This window comes from Ureaplasma parvum serovar 3 str. ATCC 27815, from assembly GCF_000019345.1.
Classification (GTDB): domain Bacteria; phylum Bacillota_I; class Bacilli_A; order Mycoplasmatales; family Mycoplasmoidaceae; genus Ureaplasma; species Ureaplasma parvum.
This window is the reverse complement of record NC_010503.1, coordinates 409,377-425,897: the sequence shown is the minus strand read 5'-3', so window position 1 is coordinate 425,897 and position 16,521 is coordinate 409,377. Positions and strand designations below refer to the sequence as shown.

Sequence of the window (16,521 nt, the reverse complement as noted above, 5' to 3'; positions counted from 1 at the left end):
TAGTTTACAATGGTGGTTTTTTATTTTGTTAGTAATTGCTTTAACAAGCTATAAATATTTATAACAATAGGTTTAATCTATCATTAAAATGAGCCTATTGAAAAAAATACTGGGGTTTTGTTAATTATTTTTTTATTGTAAATAAAAATCAATATTAGTGTCTTTTTACATAGTAAAAAACATTAAATAACAAAATTAATAATTTTATTAACAACAACGATTTGTTTTTTAATTGGTTGATCCCCAATTTCTTGTTTAACTTGTTCACAAGCCAATGCTAAATTAACTAACTCTTCAGCATTTGTATCTCTTAAAACATTGATTGTGTGCTTTAATTTACCATTAATTTGAATTGGAATTGTAATATTTTGAGCAATAATTTTTTGTTCATCATAAATAGGCATTTTTTGTAAACAAACAGATTCTGAATGGTTTAAACTATATAATTCCTCCGCTAAATGTGGTGCATAGCATGAAAGTAAAATTAAAAAATTATCTAATAATTCATAATTAATAACTTTATTTTTGTATAAAACATTAACAAAAACCATCATTTCACTAATCGCAATATTAAATGCTTGTTCATTAATTGCTTTTGTGTAATTTTTAATTAAAGTATGATAGGCAATAATTATTTCTTCATTTAGTTTATTAAGATCTTCGACAACTTCTAGTTCACTTAAATTATGATATAAACGATAAACGCGATCTAATCATTTTCGCATCGCATCTAACCCATCCGGATTTCATGGTAATGAAGCTGTTAATGGTCCCATAAACATTTCATAAATTCTTAATGTATCAGCACCATGCGAAGCAATAATATCATCAGGATTAATAACATTCCCTTTTGATTTAGACATTTTTTCATTATTTTCGCCTAAAATCATTCCCTGATTAATTACTTTATAAAATGGTTCTTTTGTTGGCACTACACCAATATCATACAAAAAACGATGTCAAAAACGCGAATATAGTAAATGTAAAACAGCATGTTCTTGTCCACCAATATAAACATCAACTGGCAATCATTTAGCAAAACGCTTTTTAGCTTCTTCACTATTTAATGGTGTGTATGAACCATCTTCATTTTTTAAAATATAAGCTAAAAAATATCATGATGAGCCTGCTCATTGTGGCATTGTATTTGTTTCGCGACGATATTTTTTACCATCAATTTCTACATATAATCATTCTTGGGCATTTGCAAGGGGAGATTCACCAGTTTTAGAAGGTTTAAATTCATTTAAATTTGGTAATAAAACAGGTAAGTCTTCGATAATCTTTATTTGATTATTTTCATCGAATAAAACTGGGAATGGTTCACCTCAATAACGTTGACGACTAAAAATTCAATTACGCAATTTATAGTTTGCAACTTTTTTTCCTAGATGATTTTTAATTAAATAATCATTTAAAACATTTTGAGATTGTTTAATATTTAAACCATTAATCATTGCTGAGTTAATATGTAAACCATCACCTGCATATGGTAATTTTTGTTTTGTATCAATTACACTTTTAATTGGTAATGCATATTTTTTAGCAAAAGCATAATCACGTTCATCATGTGCTGGTACACCCATAACAGCTCCAGTTGCAAAATTCATTAAAACATAATCACTTACTCAAATTGGAATGATTTCTTGATTGATTGGATTAATAGCATATGCACCACTAAAAACACCAGTTTTATTAGTATCAGCAATGCGATCTAAATCGCTTATTTTCTTTGTTTGTTCAATATATGATTGAACAACATTAATTTGTTGCTCACTAGTAATAGATTTAAGAATTGGATGTTCTGGTGCAACTACTAAGTATTGTACCCCATAAATAGTATCAATTCGTGTAGTGAACACATCAAGTGTTAAAAGTGAATCTTTAATCTTAAATTGCACACTAGTACCGATTGATTTACCAATTCAATTACGTTGCAACGATTTTAATGATTCACTAAATTCAACTTCATTTAAACCATCTAATAATTTATCAGCATAATCTACAATTTTTAAAACTCATTGTTTCATTGGTTTACGAACAACAGGATGACCACCTCGCTCACTTACCCGTTCGTTTTTATCATTTAAAACAACTTCTTCATTACTTAAAACAGTTCCTAAATTTTCGCATCAATTAACATCAATATCTTGAATTTCAGCTAAATTATGTTTATATAATTGCACAAAAATCCATTGCGTTCATTGATAAAATTGAGGATCGGTTGTATCAACTTCTTTATCATAGTCAAAATCAAAACCAATCATTTGTAATTGTTTACGAAAAATTTTAATATTTTGTTGCGTAAAAGTATGAGGGTGATTATTTGTTTCTAATGCATACTGTTCTGCTGGTAAACCGAAAGCATCTCAACCAATTGGATGTAAAACATCATAACCATTCAAACGTTTAAAACGACTAATTACATCAGTTGCTGTATAACCTTTGGGATGACCAACATGCAATCCTTTTCCACTAGGATATGGAAACATGTCTAATACATAAAATTTCTTAGGATTGTTAGGATTATCAACAAATTTAAAAGTCTTATTATCTAGTCAATACTTTTGTCATTTTTTTTCAATTTTATTGTGATTATACATAAGTCTTACCTTTCTTTAATTAAAATGATTTTTACTTAAATAACTTTCTAAAATAACAACAGCACTCATTTTATCTTTAACTTTTTTGATTTTAGCTGCTTTAACACAACTATTTTTTAAACGTTGAGTTGCAATTTTAGTGCTAAAACGTTCATCCTCATAAACAATTTTAATTTTTTCATGGTTTAAAAAGTGTTGTTTTAATAATGCATAAAATGATTCGATTAAATATGTTCGTTCATTTTTTGATCCATCATAAACATTAGTTGGATAACCTAAAACAATTGTGTCAATTTCATGATGATAATTAATCATGATTTCATCAATTTTAGCTAAAACAGCTGTAAAATCATTTTCTTCATAAATAAAATTATCAAGTCCGCTAGCAATTATTCCTAATAAATCACTAATTGCAAAACCACATGATTTTGTTCCTAAATCAAGTGCTAATTTACGCATTAATAACTCATTTATCTACAACAGTTAATAACTCATCTAATTTTTCTTGTTCACTTGTTCCACCTTGAACAAAATATGGCTTGCCCCCACCTTTACCATTAGAAATAGTATTTAATTCTTTAATATATTTATTTAAATTAATTTGGTTTGTAGTAGCAAACTTTTCATTAATTGCTAATAAATATTGAATTTTATTATCATCTAAGTTGAAACTAATAAATAATGTATCTTGATTTTCGTTAATTAATTCATTTAAAGCATTGAAGATATTTTTATTATCAGTGTTTTTAAAAACGTGTACACGTTTATTAGTTAGTTGTGTATTAAAAGTGTTTTTAATATCAATAATAGCTTGTTTGGCATTTTGTTTATCAAATTCGATTTTAAAATTAATTAATGATTGTTTTAGTTCAGCAAATTTTTCATTTAATAAATCATAATCATCAATTGATAGATTTTTTCAATTTGCAAAAGCATTATATAAATCATTTAATTTATGATCATTAATATCTAAATTAACTTTTAAGTGATTGATTTCATTTAAGTAGTCTACATATAAATCATGAATGTATTTTGCTAAATTATCATGACCTGTTACCATAGTAATTCTTCAAGAGCCAGCCCCTTTAGAAGCACATTCAACAATTTTAATTCGCTCGATTTCTGATGTATGATGTGCGTGTGTACCCCCACATAACTCAATTGAAGGTCCCATTTTAATTACACGTAATTTGCCTTTTAATTTTTTATAAACATCTTCAAAATAAGCAGCAGCACCAACAGCTTTAGCTTCATCTAAATCCATGTGTAATTCTTGTACATCAAAATTACTTTGTACCATTTCATTTAATACATTTTCTAACTTATCTAATTGTGCTTTTGTTGGTTGAGCATGATAAGTAAAATCAAATGTTACTTTATGTGGATATTTAGCAGCTCCTTCTTGTTTAATATCAGGACTTAAAACATGTTTTAAGCAATAGTGTAATAAGTGTTCGGCTGTATGGTTTGCTGTAATTGATTTACGATCTTGCTCGTTGATTTGTAAAATAACATGCTCATTCATTGATAAACTAGCATTTTTAACATGATGAACGTGTTGACGATTAGGTGCCTTAAAAACATCATCAACAAAAAATTGTTGATCATTTTTAATAATATAACCTGTGTCATGTTGTTGACCACCTGATGTTGCATAAAAACATGTGTTATCAAAAACAACATAACCATCTTCATGATCTAAACCATCAACCAATTCAAAATCCTCATTAAATAAAGTAATGATTTTAGCATTTTCTCATCTAAATATTTCATAGTGAAAGGTTGAATCAACATCTAATTGCATTAGTGATTCGTTTTGTGATTCCATTACTTTTAAATTAGCTTTGTTTGCTTTTGAAATTAATTGGTGATGTTTAAACATAGCATCAAAAGCTTCTAAATCAACTTTAACATTACGTTGTTCACAAATTTCTTTAATTAATTCAATTGGAAAACCATATGTATCAACTAGTTTAAAAGTAATTTCTTTATCTAATTCTTGATTACGAATAGAATTTTCAAAAATATTTAAACCTAATTGTAAAGTTTTTTCAAATAATTGCACTTCTTTATTTAAAATCATTTTAATTTTAGTAAGTGTTTTTTCATCTTTTAAATAAGTATAAAAATCACCCATTGTTGAAGCGATAGCGTCAACAACTGCATCAACTCATAAAAGATTGTTAATATTTAAACGACGCACTAAAACCATAGTTCGACGAATTAAACGACGTAAAATGTAACCTCGTTCTTTATTTGAAGGAATTGCACCATCTGCAATCGCAAAAACAGTTGCACGCATATGATCTGCAATTACTTTATAAGCGAAATTAATTTTATTTTGAGTAACATTGGGATGAAAGTATTCATTCATGTCATATTTATATTCTGAAAACTGTTCAACACTTTTTGTAATTCGCATAAAAACATCGCTATCAAAGTTAGTTGGTACATCTTGTGAAATACAAGCAATTCTTTCCAAGCCAGCTCCTGTATCGATATTTTTTTGTAATAATTCAGTGTAATTGTTATGGCCATCATTATTAAATTGTGAGAAAACAATATTTCAAATTTCAACATAACGATCATTTTCAATATCTTCTAAAATTAATTTTGATCCTATTTTATTTGGGTCAAAACGTTCACCACGATCATAATGAATTTCAGTACATGGGCCGCAAGGGCCATTACCTACATCTCAAAAATTACGATCACGATTGCATTTAATAATTTGCTCTTTAATAATTCCTAATTTAATTCATTCATCATTCGTAAATTGATCATCTTCAAAAACAGTTACTCATAGTTTTTTTACATCAATTTTTAAAACGTTAATTAAAAATTCATAAGCTCAATCAATAGCTTCTTTTTTAAAATAATCACCAATTGAAAAATTCCCTAACATTTCAAAAAAAGTATGGTGACGGCTCGTTAATCCAACATTAAAAATATCATTTGTACGAATAGCTTTTTGAGAATTAACTAAACGTTTATGTGGTGGTTTAACCTTACCACTAAAATAATCTTTTAAGGTTGAAACACCAGAATTAATTCATAATAGTGTAGGGTCGTTTTTGGGAATTAATGACTTTGGTTCAATAAATAAATGATCCTTTGACTCAAAAAATTCAATTCACTTTTTTCTAATCTCATTCGTACTTAATTTCAGCATAATAAATATTCTTCCTTACTTTTTTATTATTTAACGCATTACTTTAATAATTGATGGTGCAATTTGTTTTGGTGTTTTTAAATAAACTACATTGTTATGGTATTTATTAACAACTTCATCATTAATTGGCTCGCTAGCATAAAGTGTAGCAATAACTTCATTTGTTTTAACGAAATCATTATTTTTCTTATTTAAATAAATTCCAGCTTGAAAATCTAATTGATCAGTTTTAACTTTACGTCCTGCTTTTAAATCAACAGCAATCATACCCAATTCTTTTGTTGATTTAAAGTCTAAATATCCATCTTGTTTTGCTAAAATCTCTAATTTGTATTTAGGGTTAAAATATGTATCATTTTCAAGACTAATATAATCACCTTTGTATCATTTTACTCAATTCACAAATTTTTGATAAGCTAAACCATTTTTAATGACGTTATCAATCTTAGATTGAGCATCTTCCTTGTTTTTAGCGAATTTTGTATCAATTAAGATGTCTAAAGCAAACTGATTAATTAAATCATATAAATCTTGGGGCACTGGTTTACCTAATAAATAATCCATACTTTCTTTAATTTCAATAGCATTACCAATTGCTTTTCCTAAAGGTTGGTCCATATTTGTTAAATGGATAATTGTATTACGATTAAATTTCTTTGATAATTTTAACATCTTTGTTGCTAAAGATTCTGCTTGTGCAACATTTTTACAAAATGCTCCTTCACCAACTTTAACATCTAAGAAAATATAATCAGTAATTAAAGCTAATTTTTTAGCCATAATTGATCCTATCATAAGATCAAACACATCACTTGTTGCTGTTACATCTCGTAATGCATAAATATATTTATCAGCCACAACCATATCATCTGATTGACCAGTTAATAATAAACCATTATCTTTTAGCTGATTCATGTATGTTTTTAAATCAAAATCTAAATTTAAATTCAATGATTCTAATTTATCAACTGTACCACCAGTATGCCCTAATCCTCGACCAGACATTTTTCCAACGTATAATCCTAAAGCTGATAGTAAAGGAGTTAAAATAATTGAAACTTTATCTCCCACACCACCAGATGAATGTTTGTCAACAACAATTTTATTTTCAACACGCAAATCTAATAATTTACCAGATTCAACCATTGCTTTAGTTGCATAGTATTGTTCATTTTCACTATATCCACAAAAATTAACAGCCATTAAAAAAGCTGCCATTTGATAATCTGGAATTGTCTTATTAACAAAACCATCATAAACAAATTTAATTTCTTGTTCACTTAATTCAATATTATTTTTTTTCTTGCTAATAATTTCTACAACATTTAACATAAATTTCACCAATTTAATTTTTAAAAACTTATCTTTAATTTTAGCAAAGAAAAACACGAAAGTTTTTAAAATAAGTGAGTTTTACTAATCTATATTAATAAATTAAGGATTAAGATTTTAATTATGAATAAACATTAATTATTAACTAATGTACCAAAAATAAATATTTATTTAAAGATGATATTTTTTAGAACACATTATAATAAAAGTATGATCCTAAAATAACACAAAGGAGTCGTTTATGAAAACTACAGCTAATAAAAAAATTAAATTAATTAATATTGAAAAATTAGAATTTGAAATTCTTGAGCCGATTAATACCAATGAGATTTTGGTTTTCAAAGATGAAAATTCAACTATTTATGAATCTTTTAATCAAAATTTAGAAAAACAACGTGATGAATTTATCAAAAAAATTCGTGAAGAAGAAGAACAAAATTGAAGAAATAATTTTTTAGCTAATGATCGTGATTACAATGAGTTAGTTAAACAAAGATATGATTTAGAAAAACAACGTGATGAATTAAAAGAAAAATTAAAAAATGAGGGAAATAAAGCAATTGCTCATTTTAAAGATAGTGATGAATACAAAAATTTAATTAAAGCACAAGAAAAAATTAATTCTTTAAATAAGACAATTGAAAGTAATGAACAAAGCTACAAAAAAGAAATTGAAAATATAGAATTAAAGTTAAAAAGCCAATTTGATGAAGAAACAAAATCGTTAAAAAATACTATTGCTAAACAAGAAATTAAATTAGATAATGCTGAAAAAATGGCAATTATTAATTTTAAAGAAAGTAATGAATATCAAAAAATTATTAAAGATAAAATAGATTTAGATATTGAAATAGAAAAATTAAAATTTGCTATTCAAGCTCATGAAGATAATATGAAGGCTGCTAAAGAAAATTGAGAGTCTAAAAAAATTGTTGAAATTAAGGAACTTGAAAGTAAAAAAGATAAAGAGATCCATAAATTAACAGAAAGTATTGAACAATTAAAACGTGAAAAATCATCAAATGTTAAACTTGTTGGTGAAGAACTTGAACAATGATTAAAAAATAAATTTGATGAAACTTACTCATTTTCATGTCCTGATATGACATTCACTAAAATTAATGAAGCAATTGATGGTAAAAAAGCTGACTTTTTATTAGAATTTTTTGATTTTGGTAAAGAAATGTCAAATGATGATAAAAAATTAATTTTTAGTGCGACAATTGAAGCGAAAACAGAATTTTTTGACAATCAAAAAGGTACAAAAAATAGTGCTCACTATAAAAAATTAGATCAAGATCGTATTAATCAAAAATCTGAATATGCAATTTTAGTAACTGAATTAGAACCAGAAGATCATTTTGTAATTAAAAAAATTAATGAATACAAAAATATGTTTGCTGTACGGCCACAATACTTCATTCCTTTAGTTGATATGATTCGAAATTTTGCAACCCTTAAAGCAAAAATTAATTCACAAATCATAAGATATGAAGATCGTGCAAAAATTGAAGAAAATCTTGATGAATTAAAAAAAGATATTGTTGATAACACTCTAAAATACATCAATGATAAAACTAAAAAAATAATCGATGATTCAAAAGCTATTATTAAAAAAGCAGAAAGTATTGAAGAAAGTGCTGAAGATATTATTAACAAAAAACTAAATACTTTAAAAAAGAAAATCAATGAATTAACAATTAGAAAAATTGATCCAAATAAACTTTTGTTAGAAGTTAGTGATGATGAAAATGATGAAGAATAAATAAATTTCATAAATTATTAATTCTTGATGATCATAACCACATTTCAATTCCTTATATTATGTTAAAATTATTAATATTTAATAATATTTTAATGTTATATTTAAATATAAATGTCCAAGTCGTTTAGTGGAGGAACAAATGTCTGCAACTAATAAAAAATATGATCCACAAATTAGCGAATTATTAGAGCTTCGTGATTTAGCTAATAAAGTTGATAATTTAAAAAGAAAATTAAAAACAATTGAATATAACCATTATTGTGAACACGAAAATTATGATAGTGATGATGGTGAAACTAATAATGTTTATGAACAAGAAGTGTCATTAAATCATGAAACACAAATTGTTAAATTACGTGTTGATTTAAATGATTTAACAAACCTAAGCAATACAAAAATTGTTGAAGTTGAAAAACCTGTTTATATTGAAAAAGTTATTGAAGTTGAAAAGCCAATCGAAAAAATTGTTGAGAAAATTGTTTATGTTAACCAAGATAATCAAGTTAATAAACAAGAAAGTATTAAAGAAGAAAAAGAACCAAAAACACCTGTTAAATCTGGCAAATACGTTAAATATCGTCGTTTAAAAAATAATGGTATGTCAGATGCTGGTTGAAAGATTTTTGAATTAGTAAAACAAACTCAACAAGATAAGGTTGCTGCTGAAAAGCGTTTTGATGAACAACAAGAAGAAAAGAAACGTCAACGTGAACAAAAGCGTCTTGAAAAGCAACAAAAACTAGAAGCAAAAAACGAGCAATAAAAACTAATTTAAAGCGAAACTTATTAATCAATGATGTTTTGCTTTTTTATTTATATATTATTTAAAAAAGAAAAAAAAGGTAATGATTTTATTATGCAATTAAAAATTAAAGAAATTTTTAATCAAGACTATGTAAAACTTGAAGGCCAAAAGATACAAATTAAAGCTTGAGTTCGTTCAAACCGTGATTCAAAAAAAATTGGTTTTTTAGTTCTAAATGATGGTAGTTCTTTAACAAATTTACAAGCTGTATATCGTGTTGATAAAATTGACAATTATGAAGAAATAGCTGCAGCACGAATGTGAGCCGCTGTTGTTATTGAAGGTGTAATTAAATTAACTCCAACAGCTAAACAACCATTAGAACTAGAAGTATTAAATGCTCAAATTTTAAAACAAAGTGATGAAGATTTTTTATTATCAAACAATGATTTAAATTTAGAAACATTGCGTTTAAATGCTCATTTAAGACCAAGAACAAATTTATTTCATGCCATTATGAAAGTGAGGGCAACACTTGCTTTTGCAGTTCATGAATTTATGAATCAAAACGAATATAGTTGATTAGCTGCACCATTGTTTACAGGAAATGATGCTGAAGGAGCTGGCGAAACTTTTAGTATTCAAAAATTTGATAATGAAGAATTTTTTGGTAAACAAACTCATTTATCTGTAACAGGTCAATTACAAGCTGAAGCATACGCACAAGCTTTTGGTAATGTTTATACATTTGGTCCTACTTTTAGAGCTGAAAAATCTCACACAAATCGTCATTTAGCAGAATTTTGAATGATTGAACCTGAAATGGCTTTTGTTGATTTAAAAGGTATGCAAGATATTGTTGAAGATTTAGTTAAACATGTTATTAAGGCTGTTTTAGAAAAAAATCAACAAGAATTAGAATTTTTAGCTCAAAGAAATGATGAAAATTTAATTAAAAAACTACAAAAAGTTGTTGAGTCTAAATTTGAACGTATTGAATATAAAGATGCAGTTAAAATCCTAGCTGATGCTGTTAAAAATGGTCATCAATTCGAAAATAATGAAATCTTTTTTGGAATGGATTTAGGATCAGAGCACGAAAGATACATGTGTGAAACATATCATCAAGGTCCTGTGTTCTTACAAAATTATCCAAAGGATATTAAAGCATTTTATATGAAATTAAACGATGATCAACAAACTGTAGCTTCAACAGATTTATTAATTCCAGGCGTTGGCGAATTAGTGGGTGGATCACAACGTGAAGATAGTTATGAGAAACTATTAAAACGATGTCAAGAATTAAAAATGCCAATTGAAAGTTTACAATGATATTTAGATTTACGTCGTTTCGGATATTATATGTCATCAGGTTTTGGAATTGGTTTTGAGCGTTTAGTGATGTATGTAACAGGAGTTAATAATATTAAAGATACAATCCCATTCCCACGAAGTCATGGCCAAATTGAATTTTAAAAAAAACATCTCATCATCACCTTTTTTTAGAAACATTCCTAATATTATCACTATCTTTAGAATTTTTTTAGCACTTATTTGCATCATCTTATTATTAGTTGATTTTTACACAAAAAATTTAAATATTGTCTATGAAGTTTTAGATGCCAATATTAGTGCATTGCGTTTAAGTGCAACAATTATTTTTATTATTGCTGCTTTTTCTGATTTCTTAGATGGATATATAGCTCGTAAATATAATTTAGTTTCAAATTTAGGGAAAATCTTAGATCCTATTTCTGATAAAATCCTTGTTAATGGTGTTTTAATTTGTTTAACACTAGATCATACAGCACTAGCTTATTTAACAATTATTAATATCTTACGAGATATTTTTATTGATGGTTTACGAATGTTTGCTTCAAGTAAGAAAATTATTATTCCAGCAAATATTTTTGGCAAAATTAAATCCATTCTACTATTTATTAGTATTTGCTTTATTTTATTTTTACTAAGCTTAACCTCATCATGAAAAAACGTTTATTTATTTAATATTCCTTTATTTTTTGCAACATCATTATCTGTAATCAGTGGTATTATTTACTACATTAATTTTTACAAAGGAGTTAAAAAACGTGGATCAATTACAAAAAGCTAAAATTAATCAAACACAAAAAGCAATTGTAGAGATTAAAAATTCTTTTCAAAAACATTTTGCAAAAAATTTAAATCTTTCACGTGTAACAGCACCATTATTTGTTGAAGGACAATCAGGTCTAAATGATCATTTAGACCATAAACAAAAAGCAGTAAGTTTTTATGCTAAAAAATTAGATAAAACACTTGAAATTGTTCAATCACTAGCAAAATGAAAACGTTTAGCTTTATTAGATTATGGTTTTAGTTTATATGAAGGTTTGTATACTGATATGAATGCAATTCGTGCAGATGATGACATCGATGAAATTCATAGCATTTATGTTGATCAGTGAGATTGAGAAATTTTAATTAATAACCAAGATTGTAACTTAGATTTTTTAAAATCAATCGTTAATAAAATTTATTCAACAATTAGAATTGTTCAATTAGAAATTGATCAATTATATAATCCAAAACAAATTATTTTACCAGATAGTATTACTTTTATTAGTTCACAAGAATTAGAAGATTTATATCCACATTTATCACCATCTCGACGTGAATATGAGTTTGCAAAAATTCATAAAGCAATTTTTATATACCAAATTGGATATCCACTAAAATCAGGTTATATTCAATCAATACGTTCTCCAGAATATGATAATTGAAATTTAAATGGAGATTTAATTGTTTATCATAAATTAAATGATCAAGCCATTGAATTATCATCAATGGGAATTCGTGTTAGCAAACAAGATTTTATTAAGCAAACAAATTTTGCTAATTTAAAAAATGATCAAGAAAATAATTTTTATCATCAAATGATTTTAAATAATCAACTACCCCAAACAATTGGTGGGGGAATCGGTCAAAGTCGTTTATGTATGTTTTTATTAAACAAAAAACACATTGGTGAGGTACAAGTTTCAGTTTGACCAAATGAATATAAAGATGAATTGTTAAAAAAAGGGATTAAATTACTATAATTTAATTTAAATAATAAAGGAGGTTTTTAATTTGAACTATAAAACATTAATTAATGGAGCATTTGTTGATGCTAAAGAAAAACTACCAGTTTATAATCCATCTAATAATCAAATTATTGCTTATGTTCCTAACATTCATAATGAAAATGAAATTAATACTATTTTTGAAAATGCTCATATAGCATATCTAAAATTTAAGGACACACCAATTAAATATCGTTGTGATCTACTTTTAAAATTAGCCGATAAACTAGATGAACATAAACAAGAATTAGCACAAATTATTAGTACTGAAATTGCAAAAGGATTAAAAGATAGCCTAATTGAAGTTGAACGAAGTGCTGATTATTTACGCGAAACAGTTTTTGAGTATCAAAAATTAATGCAAAAACCAATTATTTTTGATGAAACAGTTCACCATGTTAAAAACAAAGTGGCAACATATTATCGTATTCCAGTTGGTGTTGTTTTAGCAATTTGTCCTTTTAATTATCCTATTAACTTATTGATTTCAAAATTAGCACCAGCATTAGTTTCTGGTAATAGTTTAGTTTATAAACCATCAACACAAGGTTCATTAATTGGTATTCGAATTAGTGAATTAGTTCATGAAGTAGGTTTTCCAAAAGGAGTTGTTAACTGCTTAACAACTGAAGCACGTATAACAGGTGATCTACTAGTTACTAATAAATATGTTAAAGCGATTAGCTTTACGGGCGGACCTAAAGTAGGCAATCATATTGCTGAAATAACATCAAAGATTTCTTTAGTTTTAGAATTAGGAGGAAAAGATCCAGCCCTTGTTTTAGATGATGCGGATTTTGAACTAGCTGCTAATGAAATAGTTAAAGGTGCTTATGGCTTTAGCGGGCAAAGATGTACTGCAATCAAACGAGTATTTGTTTCGCATAAAAATCATGATTTATTAGTTAATTTAATTAACAAAAAAGTTGACGCTTTAACAGTCGGTTTACCACAACAAAATCCCATAATTACTCCATTAATTAATTCTAATTCATTAAAATATAACTTATCATTAGTTGAGGATGCAATCAAAAAAGGAGCAATAGTACACCAAAAAATCGTTTATAATGAAAAAAATAACCTTTTGCATCCTTTAGTAATTGATAATGTTACAAAAGAAATGCGCGTAGCTTGAGAAGAACCATTCGGTCCTATTTTACCAATTATAACTTATAATAGTATACAAGAAGCTATTGATTTAATTAATCAATCACAATATGGTTTACAAGCTTGTATTTTTACAACAAATTATGCAAGTATTGAACAATTAGCTTTACAAATTGAATCAGGAACAATTAACATTAATAAATCAAGTTCACGTGGTCCAGATATTTTACCTTTTTTTGGTGTTAAAGATTCTGGATTTGGTGTTCAAGGTATTGTTGATGCAATTTTATCAATGACAACAATCAAAGGAATAATCATTAATAAATAAAAACCTCCTTCTTTAAAAAGAGGTTTTTATTTATTAACAAACTAAAGCATTTTGATAGGAATTGGTTGAAAATGTTTAGCATTCATTATTAAGTTATCTGTATCAAAATAAAATGATTTTAGTAAATCATCACCAACAACTAACATTTTAGTATTAGCTAATAAAACAGGAATCTTTACGTAAATATCAACATATTTATTATTACTTAAAACTTGTACAGGTAATGCGCGCATGCATAAATCTTGTTGCTTAATATTTTGTTTTGCGTTTTCTTTTGGAATAACAGTTTCAACATTAATATAAGTTTTTTTAAGTTTATTAATGAAAGTATTTCATTTAAGATCATCTTTAAAATACTTTTTATTTTCTTCATCATTACGACTAATACGAAACTTAACAGTTTTTTCATTATTCTTAGTGATATAAATCTGATCATCTGCAAATGTATTAGGATAAAAATTTTTCTTTACACAAGCAGTAGCAACTAATGTAATACTTCCAAGACTTACAAAACTTATTGGTATTAATAACCAAAATTTATTTTTTCTAAAATACTTATTTTTCATTAATTAATCCTTATTTTTATAAAACTAATATATATTCTACTTTAATTCTTTTTGTAAGAATTAAATTTTTAGATAAACTCTAAAAATAATAAATAAAATGTGAACGCTTTCTTATAAATATAAAGAAATAATTCACATTTTTTATAATTACGAAGGATTATTCATCAGTATTTTTAACATTTAATTCATCTCTAAAAGCACGTAAATGTTTAACATTATCCTTAGTAAAATTAGGAGTACCCAAATCAACTTCTGGACTATTTTCACCATTCATTCAACGATTTAAAATATTAACAATTGTTTTTTGACCCATAAAACCATAACAACCATCGCAGAATGTTCCTTCACGTTCAATAAAGAAATTTTTACCAACAACTGGCTTTTCTTTTAAAATCCTTGTAGGATTAAAACTATTTTTTGTATTTATATCTAAACTATTTACATATTTTGCTAAATTAGCTTCGAATTTTTTAATTACAGCTTCTCCTTCTGCTGTTCCTGGTTTATATCCTTTAATTAAATATTCATTATATGAATAAATTACTTTATCAACCGTTCCTTCAAAAGCTTCACCCAATGTTGGACCAACACGTTTTGCAGCATCAGGATTTTCTGCACTAGATGATAATATTGCACCGCCTATTCAACCTCAATTATCAATATATTTTTGTACATCTTCTAAGTGTTTTTTAGGAATAGGGAATTTACAACCCATTCCAGGTGTATAAGGATGATTTTGATCAGCATATAAAATTGGTAAATAAACGGGTTGGGTAATAAAAAAATTACTTAAATGTAATAAATCTTCTTTAGTAATGTTTGGATCTACAATTCGACCATTTGGCATTACATCAGGACTAATCATAACCGTTGTTTTATCTTTTCATTTATTATTTTGTTTTGCTCATTGTGAAACTCTTTTTCGAACAGCTTTTACAGCAACATTAGCATAATCTGTAAATGTTTGAAAATTGCTTTTACCATCAATAACCGCTTTATTAACATTATCAAATTTTTTTGCATCATAAATGCGATCTAAGGTTTTACCTGTAAAGATTAAGCCATCATATGGATCAACAAAAAAATCTGTAATTCCAGCTGAAGCATTAACATCAGTTTCTAAATAAGGATTATTTTTACCAAACAACCAGCTAGGCATGAATAAGGCTGGTGTTTTTGAAGGCAAACCTGATGATCGTGATTGCATTGCTACACCACCAATTTCATTTTTATCTAAAAAATTTTCTTTATACTTATTGAATTTAAAATCAGCAATAAATAATGTACCCACATTTAATTTAGCAAAATTCTCTGGTAATGCTCCTTTACCTGTGAAATTCATTCCCTTTGTTAGTTTAGAGTTGTATAAATAATTTAAATAATGAGGATGTACTTCTTCAAGTTCGCTTGTTTTTCAACGAAAGCCAGAATAATCAGGTGCGATTCCAAATGCATATAGTGCATCATCTTGACATAACGAACTAGAATCATTAGTAACCGCAATTTTTTGGTTTTTTTGATAATAAGAACTAGCTTTTGATGATAAAGTTTCAATTCGATTAAATTTTTTTCCTGACTTACTTACTCCACCTTCAAAATAAACTTCTAAATCAGCTTTTCATGCTTCTTCTCTTTTTTTAAGCTCAGTCAATTCTTCTAAAGTTGGTGTTGTTTTTGAAAAATTTGTTTTAGATTTTACTTGATTGCTACATGCAGCAATTGTAATAATTGATGATAAAATTATTAAACTAGTTGATATAGATAATAAGATTTTTTTAAACTTCAACTTCATATATTTT

Annotated in this window: 12 protein-coding genes; 6 read left to right on the top strand and 6 right to left on the bottom strand. The window is 26.5% G+C overall.

The window, feature by feature from the left end; genetic code table 4:
- Window positions 1–182: 182 nt before the first annotated feature.
- From leuS to UPA3_RS01930, 4 genes are read right to left on the bottom strand one after another with little or no spacing between them, the layout of a single operon-like run.
- Window positions 183–2,603, bottom strand: a complete 2,421-nt coding sequence (gene leuS / locus UPA3_RS01945; RefSeq protein ID WP_010891746.1) for a leucine--tRNA ligase — start codon at window positions 2,601–2,603, stop codon at window positions 183–185.
- A gap of 15 nt (window positions 2,604–2,618) precedes the next feature.
- Entirely contained in the window at window positions 2,619–3,062 is a 444-nt protein-coding gene (ruvX, locus tag UPA3_RS01940) for a Holliday junction resolvase RuvX (RefSeq protein WP_006688766.1), read from the bottom strand.
- Window positions 3,055–5,775: an alanine--tRNA ligase gene (gene alaS, locus UPA3_RS01935; RefSeq protein WP_006689116.1), complete on the bottom strand. Its 2,721-nt coding sequence runs from the start codon at window positions 5,773–5,775 to the stop codon at window positions 3,055–3,057. Before alaS ends, ruvX begins: the two co-directional genes overlap by 8 nt.
- Window positions 5,776–5,805: 30 nt before the next feature.
- Window positions 5,806–7,107 (bottom strand): thymidine phosphorylase, encoded by a 1,302-nt coding sequence (locus tag UPA3_RS01930; RefSeq protein WP_006689156.1) that lies wholly within the window; start codon window positions 7,105–7,107, stop codon window positions 5,806–5,808.
- Between the two features lie 241 nt (window positions 7,108–7,348).
- Between UPA3_RS01930 and UPA3_RS01925 the strand changes: the two genes are divergently transcribed.
- The 6 genes from UPA3_RS01925 (at window position 7,349) to UPA3_RS01900 (ending at window position 14,156) form a co-directional block, all read left to right on the top strand.
- Entirely contained in the window at window positions 7,349–8,872 is a 1,524-nt protein-coding gene (locus UPA3_RS01925) for a DUF2130 domain-containing protein (protein WP_006688803.1), read from the top strand.
- Between the two features lie 139 nt (window positions 8,873–9,011).
- Window positions 9,012–9,635 carry a hypothetical protein gene (locus tag UPA3_RS01920; protein WP_006688418.1) on the top strand — a complete coding sequence of 208 codons (624 nt, stop codon included), beginning with the start codon at window positions 9,012–9,014 and terminating at the stop codon, window positions 9,633–9,635.
- Window positions 9,636–9,728: 93 nt separating this feature from the next.
- The gene (gene asnS / locus UPA3_RS01915; RefSeq protein ID WP_006688779.1) at window positions 9,729–11,093 is read left to right on the top strand and encodes an asparagine--tRNA ligase; all 1,365 of its coding nucleotides are present in this window, start codon (window positions 9,729–9,731) and stop codon (window positions 11,091–11,093) included.
- Window positions 11,074–11,730 carry a CDP-diacylglycerol--glycerol-3-phosphate 3-phosphatidyltransferase gene (gene pgsA, locus UPA3_RS01910; RefSeq protein WP_010891744.1) on the top strand — a complete coding sequence of 219 codons (657 nt, stop codon included), beginning with the start codon at window positions 11,074–11,076 and terminating at the stop codon, window positions 11,728–11,730. The genes asnS and pgsA overlap by 20 nt, the downstream gene beginning before the upstream one ends.
- Entirely contained in the window at window positions 11,708–12,697 is a 990-nt protein-coding gene (locus tag UPA3_RS01905) for a class-II aminoacyl-tRNA synthetase family protein (protein WP_006688600.1), read from the top strand. The genes pgsA and UPA3_RS01905 overlap by 23 nt, the downstream gene beginning before the upstream one ends.
- A gap of 31 nt (window positions 12,698–12,728) precedes the next feature.
- Entirely contained in the window at window positions 12,729–14,156 is a 1,428-nt protein-coding gene (locus tag UPA3_RS01900; protein WP_006689143.1) for an NADP-dependent glyceraldehyde-3-phosphate dehydrogenase, read from the top strand.
- Between the two features lie 41 nt (window positions 14,157–14,197).
- Here UPA3_RS01900 and UPA3_RS01895 read toward each other — a convergent pair whose 3' ends face one another.
- Window positions 14,198–14,722: a hypothetical protein gene (locus UPA3_RS01895; RefSeq protein ID WP_006688461.1), complete on the bottom strand. Its 525-nt coding sequence runs from the start codon at window positions 14,720–14,722 to the stop codon at window positions 14,198–14,200.
- 157 nt (window positions 14,723–14,879) lie between these two features.
- Window positions 14,880–16,514 (bottom strand): hypothetical protein, encoded by a 1,635-nt coding sequence (locus tag UPA3_RS01890; protein WP_006688796.1) that lies wholly within the window; start codon window positions 16,512–16,514, stop codon window positions 14,880–14,882.
- Window positions 16,515–16,521 lie beyond the last annotated feature (7 nt).